We start from the raw sequence: 13,532 nt of genomic DNA, 5'->3' as shown, positions 1-13,532 counted from the left end.
GCACCTTCGGTACCTACCGTGTACCCGAGGGCACCTTCGGCTCGCGGGCCGAGCGGGCGATGTCACGGAGCGCGCGACTCGCCGGACGCTCAGCCTTCGAGCTTCGAGCGCAGCGCGGCGTCCTTGTCGAGCACCAGCCGCTCCAGGTCGGCCTGGAACCGGCTCATCCGCTCGCGCAGCGCCTCGTCGCCCGCGGCGAGGATCCGCACGGCGAGCAGGCCCGCGTTGCGCGCGCCGCCGACCGACACCGTGGCCACCGGCACGCCCGCGGGCATCTGCACGATCGACAGCAGCGAGTCGAGCCCATCGAGATGTTTCAGCGGCACCGGGACGCCGATCACCGGCAGCGGGGTCGCCGAGGCCACCATGCCGGGCAGGTGGGCCGCGCCGCCCGCCCCGGCGATGACGACCTTGATGCCGCGCTCGGCGGCCGTGCGCGCGTAGTCGAGCATCCGCTGCGGGGTGCGGTGCGCCGAGTACACCCCCACCTCGTAGGGCACCTGGAACTCGTCGAGTGCCTGCCCGGCGGCCTCCAGGACCGGCCAGTCCGAGTCGCTGCCCATGATGACGCCGACCTGCGCGGTCACGGTTCTCCCCTCGTCGGTGCGGTGGCGCGGAAACGCTCAGTGGATCTGGTGGCCGTCGAGCCACTCGGCGTGCGACAGCCAGTGCGCGGCGAGGCGCGCCCTGCGCCGCAGGTCGTCGTCGAGCGGGCCGAGCAGGTTGACGTGCCCGAGCTTGCGGCCCGGCCGCTCCCCCTTGCCGTAGAGGTGCACGCGCGCGTCCGGGAACCGGGCGAAGAGGTGGTGCAGCCGCTCGTCCGGCCGCATGGCCGGGGTCTCGGGCGCGCCGAGCACGTTGGCCATCACCGTGGGCGACAGCAGGTCGGTGACGCCGAGCGGGTAGTCCAGCACGGCCCGCAGGTGCTGCTCGAACTGCGAGGTGCGGCAGCCGTCCATGGTCCAGTGCCCGGAGTTGTGCGGGCGCATCGCCAGCTCGTTGACCAGCAGCCCGCCGTCGGTCTCGAACAGCTCGACGGCGAGCACGCCCACCACCTCGAGCTCCTCGGCGATGCGCAGCGCCAGCTCCTGCGCCTCGTGAGTCTGCTTCGCGGTGAGCCCCGGCGCGGGCGCCAGCACCTCGGTGTTGATGCCATCCGACTGCACCGTCTCCACCACCGGCCACGCCGCGCCCTGCCCGAACGGCGAGCGCGCCACCAGTGCGGACAGCTCCCTTCGCATCGCGACCTTCGCCTCGACCAGCAGCGGCGTGCCCGCGTCGAGCAGTTCGGGGATCAGCGCGCCCGCGTCCTCGGGCGAGTCGAGCATCCACACGCCCTTGCCGTCGTAGCCGCCGCTGGCCGCCTTGAGCACGACGGGCCAGGAGTGCGCCTCGCCGAACTTGAGCGCGTCACCGACGTCGTTGACCTCGGCGAACGCGGGGCCGGGGAAGCCGTGCGCCGCCATCCGCTCGCGCATCAGCAGCTTGTTCTGCGCGAACGCCAGCGACTCGGGCCCTGGCCGCAGCACGAAGCCCTCCACCGCCAGTGTCAGCAGGTGCTCGCCGGGCACGTGCTCGTGGTCGAAGGTCAGCACGTCGACACCCCGCGCGAACGCGCGCAGCGCCTCCAGATCGGTGTGGTGGCCGTAGACGACCTCGCCGGCGACGAGTCCCGCGGAGTCGTGCTCGCCCGCGGCGAGCACCCGCAGGGACTGGCCCAGCGAGATGGCCGCCTGGTGGGTCATCCTGGCGAGCTGACCGCCGCCCACCATGCCGACGACGGGAAGTCCTGTGCGCGTGTCCATAGCGCGCTCAGCTTAGCCGGGCCGGCTCCCTCGGCTCGTGGTCAGGCCTGGTCAGCTGCCGTCTGCGCCACATCCAGCGCCCGGCGAGCACCGCGGCCAGCCCCACCGGAACCAGGAGGTAGGCGCTGCCGAGGACGTACTGCCAGAACGCCCAGTGCAGCTCGAGGTCGCGGCCGTTGGGCAGCACCAGCAGCACGCAGCTGAGGAACACCACGATCACCGCACCCGCGCCGAGCCAGCGGCGCCACGCCGTCGCGGGGGTGGTCTGCGGCAGCCGCGACACCAGCAGCACGATCAGCGGCACTGCCCACACCCAGTGGTGCGACCACGACACGGGCGACACGAGCAGCCCGTAGAAGGCGGTCACGAGCAGCGCCTCCAGCGCCTGGCCCCTGCGGTGGAAGCGCAGCATGAGCCAGATGGCGGGTGGCGCGAGCAGGGCGCCGATGCCGTAGGCGGCCATCGACGACCAGGGCGCGAGGTCGGTGACCCGGTTGACCAGCCCGTTCAGCGACTGGTTGCCTGCCCAGTGCATCGGCCCGATGCGGCCCTGGTCGTTGATCGTGTGCGTCCAGAACCGCGTCGCGTCGCCGGGGATGAGCAGGAACATCAGCGCCTGCAGGGAGAAGAACGTCACGAGCGCCCGGACCGCCTCCCGCCTGCGCCCGGTGAACAGCAGGTGCGGCACGAAGATCAGCGGGGTGAGCTTGACCGCGGCCGCGACACCGACGAGCACGCCCCCCCACCTGCTGCCTCTCGCGCAGACCACCAGCACGTCCACGACGATCAGCGCCATCAGGATCAGATTGATCTGGCCGAGGAAGATCGTGCGCCAGACCGGCTCGATGGCGAAGAACGCCACGGCGAAGACCAGCGTGGTCCGCGCGGGCGAGGCCCAGCGCGGCAGGTCGCCCCACGGCCGGGGCAGCGAGCCGATGGTCACCCGGATCACGAGCGCCATCGCGAGGAACGAGGCGGCGGCAACCACGCCCCACGCCACCTGCACGGGCAGCACCGCGAGGGGCACGAAGAACAGGGCCGCCGTCGGCGGGTAGGTGAACGGCAGCAGCGCCCACCACGGCTCCGGCCCGAGGGTGTTGCCGTCGTAGAGCGGTTCGCCCTGCAACAGGGTCAGCGCACCCGCCCGGTACACCGCGCTGTCCACCCCGAGCCGCCAGTCCAGCAGCCAGCCCGCCACGCCGGCGACCACCGCCAGCACGGGCAGCGCGACCAGCAGTGCCATGGACCGGGGCCGGACGGCGAGCCGGTCGAGTGACGTGCGCAGGGCGAGCCGCGGTGGCTCGGTCTTCACGGACATCCGCTGCCTCACGCCCCCTTTACGGAAACTCCGCGCGCGACGCGAGCACGCCGCGCCGAATCCACGTGGTCACCCTTCTAGGAAAGCACGGAGCGCCCGCACGCCGGCCACAAGGCCGGGTTCACGTCCTGCTGAGCCGGTCGAGCAGCGCACACGCCTCGTCGTGACAGCCGGGAAGGCGGACCATCCGGATCGTCGGCGAGCCGACCTCCCGCAGCTGCGCGTCCACGGCGAGCCGCTGGGTCAGCTCGCGGCGCAGCCGCACGGCCCGCGTGGCCACGCCGTCGTCGCGGGTCGCCACGGCGGCGACCGTGGACGGGCCGAGCACGGCGAGGCTCTCACCGCCGTCGAAGGCGGCGCTGAGCGCGTCGGCGGCCAGGATCATGCCGGTCAGCCGCGACCAGCCGGCGGCCTGCGAGAAGTCCATGCCCACCACGACCAGGGCGTGCCCGTCGGCGACGGGCCGCTGTTCCCTGCTCGCCTGCCGGTACAGCTCCGCCAGCCGGGTGCGCAGGTACGCCCCGGTGGGCAACCCGGTCAGCGGGTCGCTCACCTCCGCGCGCGTGAGCTGGTCCAGCGCGACGTCGGCCCAGGCCACCGCCGTCACCCGCAGCAGCCGGGCCGGGGTGGCGTCCACGTCGGGGGCCACGAAGCCGTCCGCAGCCTCCTGGTCCTCCAGCACGGCGTGCAGCGCGGCCAGGTCCGTCAGTGTCTCCTCCAGCCCCGCGCCCGCCGCGGCCCTGGCCCTGCCGAGCCCGGCCAGCGCGGCGAGCGCGCCGTCGGCGGCCCCGGTCCTGACCACTGCCGCGCACACGGCGTCGACCTCGGGCAGGCCCCAGTCGCGGGGGAACCGCCAGCCCGCCGCCAGGCTCGCCGTCCGCCATTTCGCGCGCAGGGTCCGCAGCGCACGGTCCGGCGTGGCCCGCCGCCCCCCGTCCGGGCGCGAGCCATCCGGATCGGACAGCGCGCCCGTCGCAGGCACATCCACAGACAACCGTCCTTCCCGGCCTTGTGGGCCGACAACCTTCGCGATCACGGGACGCGCCAGACCGCCCGGCGTGACGGCACTCGCGGCGATTCGCGGGGGTGAACGCATTGCGACCTCCGGGTCAATCGATCACCCGCCAGGTGACGCAGTCGGCGGGGTCCGTCACACTTGGCGCTGCGTGCCCTCTCTTCAGACAGCAGGAAAGGACAAGCCGTGACGACCGCCTCCGCCGACCCCAGCGGCATGAGCGATGCCGAACTGATCTCGGCGGTGCGCGAGGGCAGACTCGCCGCGTACGGGACGCTGTACGAGCGGCACGTCTCGGCCGCCTACAACCTCGCCCGCCAGCTGGCCCGCTCCTCCACCGAGGCCGACGACCTCGTGTCGGAGGCGTTCTCGAAGGTGCTGGACACGCTGCGCGCGGGCAAGGGGCCGGACAGCGCGTTCCGCGCCTACCTGCTGACGGCGCTGCGGCACACCGCCTACGACAAGACCCGCAAGGATAAGCGCGTCGACCTCGCCGAGGACATGACCGACATGGCGACCGCGGGCAGCGCGGCGGCCGAGGCGCTGACCGTGCCGTTCTCTGACACCGCGATGGCCGGCCTCGAGCGCACGCTGGCCGCGAAGGCGTTCGCGCGGCTGCCGGAGCGCTGGCAGGCCGTGCTCTGGCACACCGAGATCGAACAGCAGTCGCCCGCCGAGGTGGCCCCTCTGCTCGGCCTGACCGCCAACGGAGTCTCGGCGCTCGCCTACCGGGCCCGGGAGGGGCTGCGCCAGGCGTACCTGCAGGTGCACCTCGCCGAGACCAGCGCGTCCCGCTGCCGCGCCACCGCCGACAAGCTCGGCGCGTGGACGCGCGACGGGCTGTCGAAGCGCGAGCGCGCCCAGGTGGAGCAGCACCTCGACGAGTGCGCCGACTGCCGCGCGCTGGCCGCCGAGCTGGCCGACGTCAACGGCGCCTTGCGCGCGGTCGTCGCCCCGCTGGTGCTCGGTGGCGGCGTGCTCGGCTACCTGGCGCTGGCCGGTGCGGGCAAGGCGAGCGCCGCGACCGCCGTGGGCGCCGGAGCGGCGGCGGGCTCGGCGGGCGGCGCGGCCGGTGCGGCCGCGTCCGGGCCGCGCCAGTTCGTCGGCGTGGCCACGTCCGGTGTCGCGATGGCCGCGGCGGTCGCCCTCGCGCTCACCGCGGGTGGCGGGTCACCCGAGATCCCGAGGGCCGCCGTGCAGCCGCCGCCCGCCGCCGAGGCGCCTGCCAATCCCCCCGCACCGCCCGCGAACCCGCCCGCACCGCAGCCACCGGCCCCGCAGCCTCAGCCCGTCGACCCGGCGCCACCTCCCGTGGTCCCGCCGCCACCGCCGCCCGCGGCACCACCGCCCGCGGACCCGGAGCCCGCGCCGCCCAGGGTCACGGCGCAGGCCCCGCCGGAGGGCATCGAGCTGCAGCCCGGCGGCGCGCCGGTCGACCTGCCGATCACCGTCCGCAACGACGGCGGCCGCGCCTCGGACCCGGTCGTGGTGACCCTGTCGCTGCCCGAGGGCGTGAGCGCCATCGGTCCCGCGAGCGGGGGTGGCGGAGCGCCCGCAGGTGGCCTGGCCGCGCGGCAGGCCCAGGCCGCGGAGCGGGTCACCTGCCCCGGTGGCACCGGCACGGTGAGCTGCCGCACGCAGGAAGGGCTCGAACCGGGCGAGTCGGCGGTGCTGACCTTCCGGCTGCAGGCCGCCGAGGGCGCGCGTTCCGGCGAGGTCACGGGCACGATCAGCTCCGGGAGCCCGGTCGAGGTGTCGCTGCGGGTCCCGGTGTCGGTCCCGCCACCGCCACCGCCGCCGCCCCCGCCGCGCGACGACGTCTACCTGGACGCGAAAGCCGGGTTCGGCCCGTGGGCGCCGTGGACGCGCACGGTCGCGGTGTTCGTGCGCAACGACGGCGAGTCCACCAAGCCGGCGACGATCACGCTGTCGCAGCGGGCCAGCGTCGTGGTGCCCGACCCCGCGGTGCGCTGTGAGCCGGGTGCGAAACCGGCGGCGTGCACGACGACACCGCTGGAGCCGGGCGAGGACGTGTCCGTGGTGTTCTTCGTCCACAGCCACCACTGGCGCGAGCAGCCCACCACCGTGACCGCGACCCTCGGCGCGGACTCGGAGTCGGAGACCGTGGAGCTGTGCTGGTTCGGCCACCACTGCCACCTGCGGGACAAGCCGGAGCCCACGCCCGAGAGCCCGTCGGACGCACCGCCGACGGAGTCGTCGCCGTCCGAGGAGAGGCCGTCGACGAGGACCCCGGCCAGTGAGCCCAGCGGTGGCGGGGCGCCGACCACCCCGGCGCGGCCGGTCGTGCCCACCACGCCGGCCACCGAGTCGTCGAAGCCGCCGGAGCCGTCGAGCACACCGAGCGCACGGCCGTCGAGCCCGGCGCCCTCCAGCCCGGCAAGGCCCGCCCCCGCCGAGTCCGGCAAGCCGTACCTGCCGCCGCTCGACCCGGACCCGGCGCCGGGCAGGCAGTCGCGGGGGCTCTGGGACTGGCTGCCCTGGCCCGGCTGATCCGCGGCGGACCGATGAGTTGAGCGTGCCTCGGTGGTCTGCCCCGGTGACACGAAACCGACACCGGGAGGGCACCGATGCGCACGCTCGCCATCACCCAGAACATCACCGTCGACGGTTCGATCGAGATGCTCGGGAAATGGTTCGACCCACAGGGCCAGGGCTCGGTGGACAACGCGGACCTGCTGGAGGAGCTGCACCGGCAGGACGCCGAGGCCGACGGGTTTCTCGTCGGCCGCAGGACGTTCGAGGACCTGCGCGGGTACTGGCCCCGCCAGACCGCCGACCCGACCGGCATCACCGCCTACCTCAACCAGGTCAGCAAGTACGTCGTCTCCTCGACGCTGACCGACCCCGGATGGCGGAACTCCACGATCCTGTCCGGTGACCCCGTTCCGCGGGTCCGGGCGCTCAAGGAGCAGCCGGGCAAGGACATCGTCGTCACCGGCAGCATCAGCCTGTGCCACACCCTGATCGAGGCCGGGCTCGTCGACGAGTACCGGCTGTTCGTCTACCCGGTCGTGCAGGGCGGCGGGCGCAGGCTTTTCCCCGACGGGTTCGCCATCCCGGCGCTGCGGCTGCTCGCCGCCCGCCGGTTCCGCGGCGGGCTCGCCTACGTGGCCTACGCGCCCGCCTGACCGGACGTGCTCAGAGCTTCTGGTCGCGCAGTACGTCGAGGTTGTGGAACACGGGGGGCTCGTCGCACAACTCCTGGAGCCGCCCGGCGAAGTCGTTGGTCTCGGGCAGTTCCGAGTTCCGCATGGCCTCCTCGTAGGAGGGGAACTCCACGAGCTGCAGGTACGTACCGGGGTGATCACGGTCACCGGTCAGCAGCGCGTGCGTCGCCGTTCGTTTACCCTCCGTAGCCGCCATCCACCCTTCCATGAGCTCGTTCAGCTCGTCGTAGCGGGACGTCTTGACCTCGATGAGTTGCATGAACGTCATGGTGGCTCCATTCCTGGCCCCCTGAGATGCGCTGATCGTGCGCCGCGGCCCACAGAGGCGTCAACGCGGGGTTTTTCAACACGCGCCCGCCCTCACCCCTGCTGACCTGCGCCGGACGCCGGCCCGGCGACTCTGCGTAGACTCGCGTCGTGGCCGTCGTCGAATCCGTGCTGTCGCTGGCGCCCGAGCGGCTGCGCTCGGTGCTCATCAAACACCGCGAGCTGCTCAAGTTCGCGATCGTCGGCGGCACCACGTTCGTGGTGGACAACGGGATCTGGTACCTGCTGAAGCTCACCGTGCTGGAGCCGAAACCCACCACCGCCAAGGCCATCGCCATCATCGTCGCGACGATCGTGTCCTATGTGCTCAACCGGGAGTGGTCGTTCCGCACAAGGGGCGGCCGGGAACGGCATCACGAGGCCGCCCTGTTCTTCCTGATCAGCGGGTTCGCCGTCGTGCTGAACCTGATCCCGCTGCTGGTGTCGCGCTACGTCTTCGACCTGGAGCAGCCGCACGTGTCGCTGCTCGTCCAGGAGGCAGCCGACTTCGCGAGCGGCTCGATCATCGGCATGCTGCTCGCGATGTTCTTCCGCTTCTGGGCGTTCCGGAAGTGGGTGTTCCCCGACGAGCTGGGCGGGCGCAGGCGCGGCCGCCTCTGACGCGCCCGGCACCGAGCCGAAGGGCACCTTGGGTACACCATGCGTGCCCGAGGGCACCTTGGGCGCAGCCCCTGCCGGCCACCGGCGTCAGCGAGGCACCCGCTCGGCGGGCCAGCTCACCCCCGCCACGTCGGCCGGGCTGGGCACCCGCAGGAACAGGCTGAACGTCGCGGGCCGTTTCACCGACAGCTCGAGCCTGCCGCCGTCCGCCTCGGCCAGCGCACGCGCCAGCGACAGCCCCACCCCGGTGGAACCGCCCCCGGAGAAGCCCCGCTCGAAGATGTGCGGCACCAACTCGTCGGGCACGCCCGAACCACCGTCGTGGACCTCGACCACCACGGTGCCGTCGGCCTCGCCCCGCCGCGCGGTGACCGTGACGGCGCCGTCGCCGTGTCGCAGCGCGTTGTCCAGCAGCACCCCGACCACCTCACGCAGCCGGGCCGGGGTGGCACGCGCCCTGAGCCCGTCGGCCACGCGCAGGCGCAGCGTCCGGCCCTCCGCCTTCAGCAGGTGCCGCCACTCCTCGGCGATCTCCGGCAGCATCGCGGACAGCTCCACCGGCTCGGCGCCCACCTCACTGGCCGCCCGCGCGGCGGCCAGCAGCTCGTCCAGCGTCGCCGCCAGCCGGTCGGCCTGCTCCTGTGCGGCCTGCGCGTCCTCCCGCACCTCCTCGTCGGGATGCTGCGTCAGGCTCTCCAGCCGCAGCTGCAACGCGGTCAGCCTGCTGCGCAGCTGGTGCGACACGTCCCCGACGAGCTGCCGCTCTCGCTGCACGAGCTGGGCCAGTGCCGTGGCGGAGGCGTCGAGCGCGTCGGCGACCATGTCGAGCTCCGCGACCTCGTAGCGCCGCCCGTCCGGCCGGAAGTCCCCGCCGCCGAGCTTCGCGGCCCGGTCGGCGACGTGCCGCAGTGGTTGCGCCAGCCTGCGCGCCGTCACCGTCGCCACCACCGTGCCGGTGCCCACCGACAGGACCACGAGCAGGATCACCGCCATCGCCACCTGCGTCTGCCTGGTGCGCAGCGGCCCCGCGGGCACGGCCAGCTCGACGGTGCCGCCCTTGGCGATCGGCACGGTCTCGACGAGCGGGTCGCTCCCGGGGTTCCGGCCGTAGCTCAGCTGCTGCGAGCCCGGCATGCTGACGGTCAGCCTTCCCGACCTCGGCACGGCCGCGTGCACGGGCTGCAGGTCGAGCGGCCGGTTGTCGGCGAGCTGGTCGTCCAGTGCGGCGGCGATGCGCTGGGCGCTGGAGGCCAGGTCCTCGCGCGCGAGATTCTCGACGAGCAGCCACCCGGTCACGCCGAGCGGGCTGCCCAGCGCGGCGCCGGTGACCGCGACCGCCAGCAGGATGGCCAGGAGTATCCGCCGCCGCATGCGTTATTCGGTGTTGAACCGGAACCCGACGCCGCGCACGGTGGCGATGTGCTCCTCGGCCGTCTTCCGGCCGTTGCCGTTGTCGTCGCCAAGGGCGAGCTTGCGCCGCAACCACGACATGTGCATGTCCAGCGTCTTGGAGGTCTTCGACTCGAGGTCGTTCCAGACCTCGGCGAGGATCTCCTCCCTGCTCACCACCTGGCCCGCCCGGCTCATCAGCACCCGCAGCAGCTCGAACTCCTTGTTCGCGAGCTGGATCTCCTGGCCGTCGACGGTCACCAGCCGGGCACCGAGGTCCATGCGCACGCCACCGGCCTCCAGCACTTCGGGCGCCCTCCTGCGCAGCAGCGCACGGATGCGGGCGAGCAGCTCGGCCAGGCGGAACGGCTTCGCCACGTAGTCGTCGGCGCCCGCGTCGAGTCCGACCACGAAGTCGACCTCGTCGGTCCTGGCCGTGAGCATCAGCACGGGCAGTTCGGTGTCGCCGGCCCGCAGCCTGCGGCAGACCTCCAGGCCGTCCATGCCCGGCAGGCCGAGGTCAAGAACGAGCAGGTCCACCCGCCGGCTCGCGGTCACCTCCAGCGCGGAGGGCCCGTCGCCCACCACGGCGACGTCGTAGCCCTCGCGTTGCAGCGCCCGGGACAGCGGCTCCGCGATCGCCGGGTCGTCTTCGGCAAGTAGGACCGTGCTCACCTGCCCAACTTTACGGCCGGCCCACATGAAACCATCGTTACCGTGTCCGATTACTCCCCCGATCTGATGCTGGCGGGCGTGCTGGCCGACGCCGCCGACAAGATCACTTCCGCGCGGTTCCGCGCCCAGGATCTTCGGGTGTCGCGCAAGCCCGACCGCACGCCGGTGACCGATGCCGACACCGCGGTCGAGGACGCGATCCGCGAGCTGCTGGCCACCGAACGGCCGGGTGACACCGTGGCGGGCGAGGAACGTGGCGGCTCGGTCGCCGCGCCGGGACGGGTCTGGGTGCTCGACCCGATCGACGGCACGAAGAACTTCCTGCGCGGCGCGCCCGTGTGGGCGACGCTGATCGCGCTCGTGGAGGACGGCACGCCGGTGGTCGGCATGGTCAGCGCACCCCTGCTGGGCAGGCGCTGGTGGGCGAGCGCGGGTGGCGGCGCGTGGCTGCGCGACGACGCCGGCGAGCGACGGATCTCGGTCTCGGCGGTGGGTGAGCTGGGCGATGCGTTCCTGTCCACGACGGACCTCGGCTCGTGGACGGAGTACCACTCGCGGGAGGCCTACCTCGCGCTGGTGGACGCCTGCTGGGAGAGCAGGGCGTTCGGCGACTTCTGGCACCACTGCCTGGTGGCCGAGGGCGCGCTCGACGTCGCCGTGGAGCCGATCGTGAACCCGTGGGACGTGGCCGCGGCGCAGGTGCTCGTCACCGAGGCCGGGGGCCGGTTCAGCGACCTCACCGGAGCCGGGCGGTTCGACGGCGGCTCCGCGCTGTCCTCCAACGGCCTCGTGCACGACGCCGCGCTGCGGCTCGTGCGCAGGTAGGCGGGAGTTCACCCACCGGCCAACCGCGCGGCGCCCCCAGGTCGCGCCGCGCTGCTTGGATCTGCGGGCATGAGGAGACATCCCCGCAAGGCTTCGCTGCTCGCCGTGCTCGTGGCCGGCGTGCTCACCGCGCTCACCCTGACTCCCGCGACCGTCGGCACGGCGGGTGCGGGGCCTGGCGGGCCGCTGGCGGGCTGGCGGCACGAACGCGTCGCGCCGGGCGTCGACCTGTACCGGGGCGTCCTGTCCGGCACGCCGGGCAGCGACTTCTGGACCGTCACGCTGCGCCAGGACGGCGCGCAACTGCTGCCCGCGGCGCAGGCGCGCACGCTGGCCGAGCGGCTGCGCGCGGCCGGATTCGCACCCCGGGTCGAGCCCGTGTCGTGGCCCGCGGGCGCCGACCGGCACGGTGTCCTCGGCCACCGCGTGCGCGTGGGCACGTTCGGCGGGCAGAACCAGGCCGACAACCGGCGCGCCGCCCTGCGGGAGGCCGGGTTCGACGCCGTCACCGACTGGACCGGCGGCGATGGCACCCCCGGCACCGGCCTGGCGCAGGTCGCGGTCGCCGTCATCGACCCGCACCGGTTCCGCGGCAGTCTCGCCGGCGACACCGGGGAGGCCGTCGCCGGGCGGGAGACGGTCACCAGCATCGCGGGCGATGCGCTGCTCGCCGTCAACGCGGGCTTCTTCGTGGTGGGCACCGCCGACGGCATCCCGGGTGCCCCGGCGGGCATCGCCGCCTACGACGGCCGGTTGCAGGGCGCGGCCACCAACGGCCGGGTCGCGATGATCCTGCGAGGCGACGGGCTGCGCCCGGAGTTCCGCAAGCTCAGCACCGAGCTGCGCGTGCGGGCCGGGTCGGCGAGCGAACTGGTCGACGGCGTCAACCGCGTGCCGGGCCGCATCCGCAACTGTGGCGGAGTGGGCGGCGACGAGCCCACGCAGGCGCCGCTGCACGACGTCACGTGCACCGACCCGGACGAGATCGTGCGGTTCACCCCCGAGCTGGGGGCCGGCACCCCGGCAGGCCCCGGCGTCGAGGCGGTGCTCGACGGCGAGGGCCGGGTGCTGGCGCTGCGGGAACGCGGTGGTGCGGTCCCGCAGGGCGGCTCGGTGCTGGCGGGGACCGGCCAGGGCGAGCAGTGGCTGCGCGAGCACGCCACCGCGGGAACGCGGCTGGCCGTGACGCAACGCATCACCGACGAGCAGGGCCGCGAGGTGCGGCTCGGCCCGGACGACGACATCGTCAACGGCGGGCCCACGCTGGTCCGCGACGGGCGGGTGGCCGTCGAGTTCGGCGCCGACGGCATCGAGCGCGCGGGCGATCCGACGTTCGCCTACGCATGGGGCATCAAGCGCAACCCCCGCACGTTCGCCGGGATCGACCGCGCGGGCCGCGTTCTCCTGGTGGCCTCGGCGGGCCGTCAGCCCGGCTACAGCGACGGCCTCGGGCTCGCCGAAGGTGCCCGGTTCCTGCGCTCGCTCGGCGCCGTGGAGGCGATGAACCTCGACGGCGGAGGCTCCACGGCGATGGTCGCGGGCGGCGAACGGGTGACCATGCCGTCGGATGCGACCGGCGAGCGCCCGGTCGGCGACGCGCTGGTGCTGCGCCGCTGACCGGGCGGGCCGGGTCAGCGGGCGACGGTCTTCACCACGCCCCCGTAGTAGGGGAAGTTGACCCCGCCGCCGCACTCGACCCTCTGGCCCTCCTTGAAGTACACGGTGATGTTGCCCTTGCACTCGAAGGCCTTGAACCCGCTCCACGTGCGGGTGCCCGGCTGCAGGCAGAGTGCGTCCTTGCCGAAGCGCCGGATGTAGCCGGAGTAGCCCTTGCCGCAGGTCTTGATGATCTCGGGATCGCCGCTCGTTCCCGAGGGGCCTGCCGGGGCCGCCGTGGCGGCGGTGGCGGGCAGCACCGCCGTGGTGGCGGCGACGGCGGCGAGCAGCACCGCCCTGGACAGCGTTCGCATGGTCGAGCCTTTCCGAGTCAGTGAGCCGTCAGTAGCAGCGCGCCGAGGAGATCGCGTAGGTGTAGTTGTTGGACAGGTTGGAGGTGACGTCGAAGGCGATCTTGTAGCCGATCGGCGGCTCGCCGAAGACGTCCGTCTTCACCTTCTTGTCCTTGCCGGGGGCGACGACGCCCTTCCACAGCGTCTTCTTCCAGCGCACGTCGCGGATGCTCAGCGCGAGACCTCGCCAGTCGTGGTTGTGCACCTTGATGGTGATCACCTGGTCGGCCAGCACCTCCGCCGTGGTGGTCTTGCCGCCCATCAGCGGCCCTCCCGCGCACACCTTCTGCACGGCCGCGGCCTGCGGCGCCAGCAACAGCGGCAGCGCGGCGGCCACCGGCAGCACGGCCGCGGCTCGCCTGGTCCAAGTCGGCATCCGGA

At 73.5% G+C, this 13,532-nt stretch carries 14 protein-coding genes; 5 read left to right on the top strand and 9 right to left on the bottom strand.

The window, feature by feature from the left end; translation table 11 throughout:
• Window positions 1-89: 89 nt before the first annotated feature.
• From purE to BAY60_RS09720, 4 genes are all read right to left on the bottom strand, one after another.
• Window positions 90-587, bottom strand: a complete 498-nt coding sequence (gene purE / locus BAY60_RS09735) for a 5-(carboxyamino)imidazole ribonucleotide mutase (protein WP_281272709.1) — start codon at window positions 585-587, stop codon at window positions 90-92.
• Window positions 588-623: 36 nt separating this feature from the next.
• Window positions 624-1,805, bottom strand: coding sequence for a 5-(carboxyamino)imidazole ribonucleotide synthase (locus BAY60_RS09730; RefSeq protein ID WP_112280401.1), 1,182 nt, complete (start codon window positions 1,803-1,805; stop codon window positions 624-626).
• Window positions 1,806-1,812: 7 nt separating this feature from the next.
• Window positions 1,813-3,123: a glycosyltransferase 87 family protein gene (locus tag BAY60_RS09725; protein ID WP_112280400.1), complete on the bottom strand. Its 1,311-nt coding sequence runs from the start codon at window positions 3,121-3,123 to the stop codon at window positions 1,813-1,815.
• Between the two features lie 121 nt (window positions 3,124-3,244).
• Window positions 3,245-4,111: a GGDEF domain-containing protein gene (locus BAY60_RS09720; protein WP_425466456.1), complete on the bottom strand. Its 867-nt coding sequence runs from the start codon at window positions 4,109-4,111 to the stop codon at window positions 3,245-3,247.
• Between the two features lie 213 nt (window positions 4,112-4,324).
• On the opposite strand from BAY60_RS09720, the gene BAY60_RS09715 reads away from it, so the two are divergent.
• A complete protein-coding gene (locus tag BAY60_RS09715; RefSeq protein WP_211330212.1) occupies window positions 4,325-6,649 on the top strand; it encodes a sigma-70 family RNA polymerase sigma factor in 2,325 nt (774 codons plus the stop codon).
• Window positions 6,650-6,726: 77 nt separating this feature from the next.
• Entirely contained in the window at window positions 6,727-7,287 is a 561-nt protein-coding gene (locus BAY60_RS09710; protein ID WP_112280399.1) for a dihydrofolate reductase family protein, read from the top strand.
• 10 nt (window positions 7,288-7,297) lie between these two features.
• Here the strand turns inward: BAY60_RS09710 and BAY60_RS09705 are convergent, their stop codons facing one another.
• On the bottom strand, window positions 7,298-7,594 hold the full coding sequence (locus BAY60_RS09705; RefSeq protein WP_112280398.1) for a hypothetical protein: 297 nt from the start codon (window positions 7,592-7,594) through the stop codon (window positions 7,298-7,300).
• Between the two features lie 149 nt (window positions 7,595-7,743).
• Here BAY60_RS09705 and BAY60_RS09700 point away from each other — a divergent pair, with 149 nt between their 5' ends.
• Window positions 7,744-8,253, top strand: a complete 510-nt coding sequence (locus tag BAY60_RS09700; protein WP_112280397.1) for a GtrA family protein — start codon at window positions 7,744-7,746, stop codon at window positions 8,251-8,253.
• A gap of 87 nt (window positions 8,254-8,340) precedes the next feature.
• On the opposite strand, the gene BAY60_RS09695 is transcribed toward BAY60_RS09700, so the two are convergent.
• Both BAY60_RS09695 and BAY60_RS09690 read right to left on the bottom strand, forming a co-directional pair.
• The gene (locus BAY60_RS09695) at window positions 8,341-9,624 is read right to left on the bottom strand and encodes an ATP-binding protein (RefSeq protein ID WP_112280396.1); all 1,284 of its coding nucleotides are present in this window, start codon (window positions 9,622-9,624) and stop codon (window positions 8,341-8,343) included.
• A gap of 3 nt (window positions 9,625-9,627) precedes the next feature.
• A complete protein-coding gene (locus BAY60_RS09690; RefSeq protein WP_112280395.1) occupies window positions 9,628-10,344 on the bottom strand; it encodes a response regulator transcription factor in 717 nt (238 codons plus the stop codon).
• 39 nt (window positions 10,345-10,383) lie between these two features.
• Here BAY60_RS09690 and hisN point away from each other — a divergent pair, with 39 nt between their 5' ends.
• Complete coding sequence (gene hisN, locus BAY60_RS09685) at window positions 10,384-11,142, top strand: histidinol-phosphatase (RefSeq protein ID WP_112280837.1); 759 nt, start codon at window positions 10,384-10,386, stop codon at window positions 11,140-11,142.
• Window positions 11,143-11,211: 69 nt separating this feature from the next.
• Window positions 11,212-12,759, top strand: a complete 1,548-nt coding sequence (locus BAY60_RS09680; RefSeq protein WP_112280394.1) for a phosphodiester glycosidase family protein — start codon at window positions 11,212-11,214, stop codon at window positions 12,757-12,759.
• A 14-nt stretch (window positions 12,760-12,773) separates the two neighbouring features.
• On the opposite strand, the gene BAY60_RS09675 is transcribed toward BAY60_RS09680, so the two are convergent.
• A complete protein-coding gene (locus tag BAY60_RS09675; protein ID WP_112280393.1) occupies window positions 12,774-13,112 on the bottom strand; it encodes a hypothetical protein in 339 nt (112 codons plus the stop codon).
• Between the two features lie 28 nt (window positions 13,113-13,140).
• Window positions 13,141-13,527, bottom strand: a complete 387-nt coding sequence (locus BAY60_RS09670) for a hypothetical protein (RefSeq protein WP_112280392.1) — start codon at window positions 13,525-13,527, stop codon at window positions 13,141-13,143.
• Window positions 13,528-13,532: the final 5 nt, after the last annotated feature.

The sequence above is a fragment of the Prauserella muralis genome (assembly GCF_003202285.1).
GTDB lineage: Bacteria > Actinomycetota > Actinomycetes > Mycobacteriales > Pseudonocardiaceae > Prauserella_B > Prauserella_B muralis.
The sequence above is the reverse complement of the archived record's forward strand: the minus strand, read 5'-3'. Positions and strand labels throughout refer to the sequence as shown.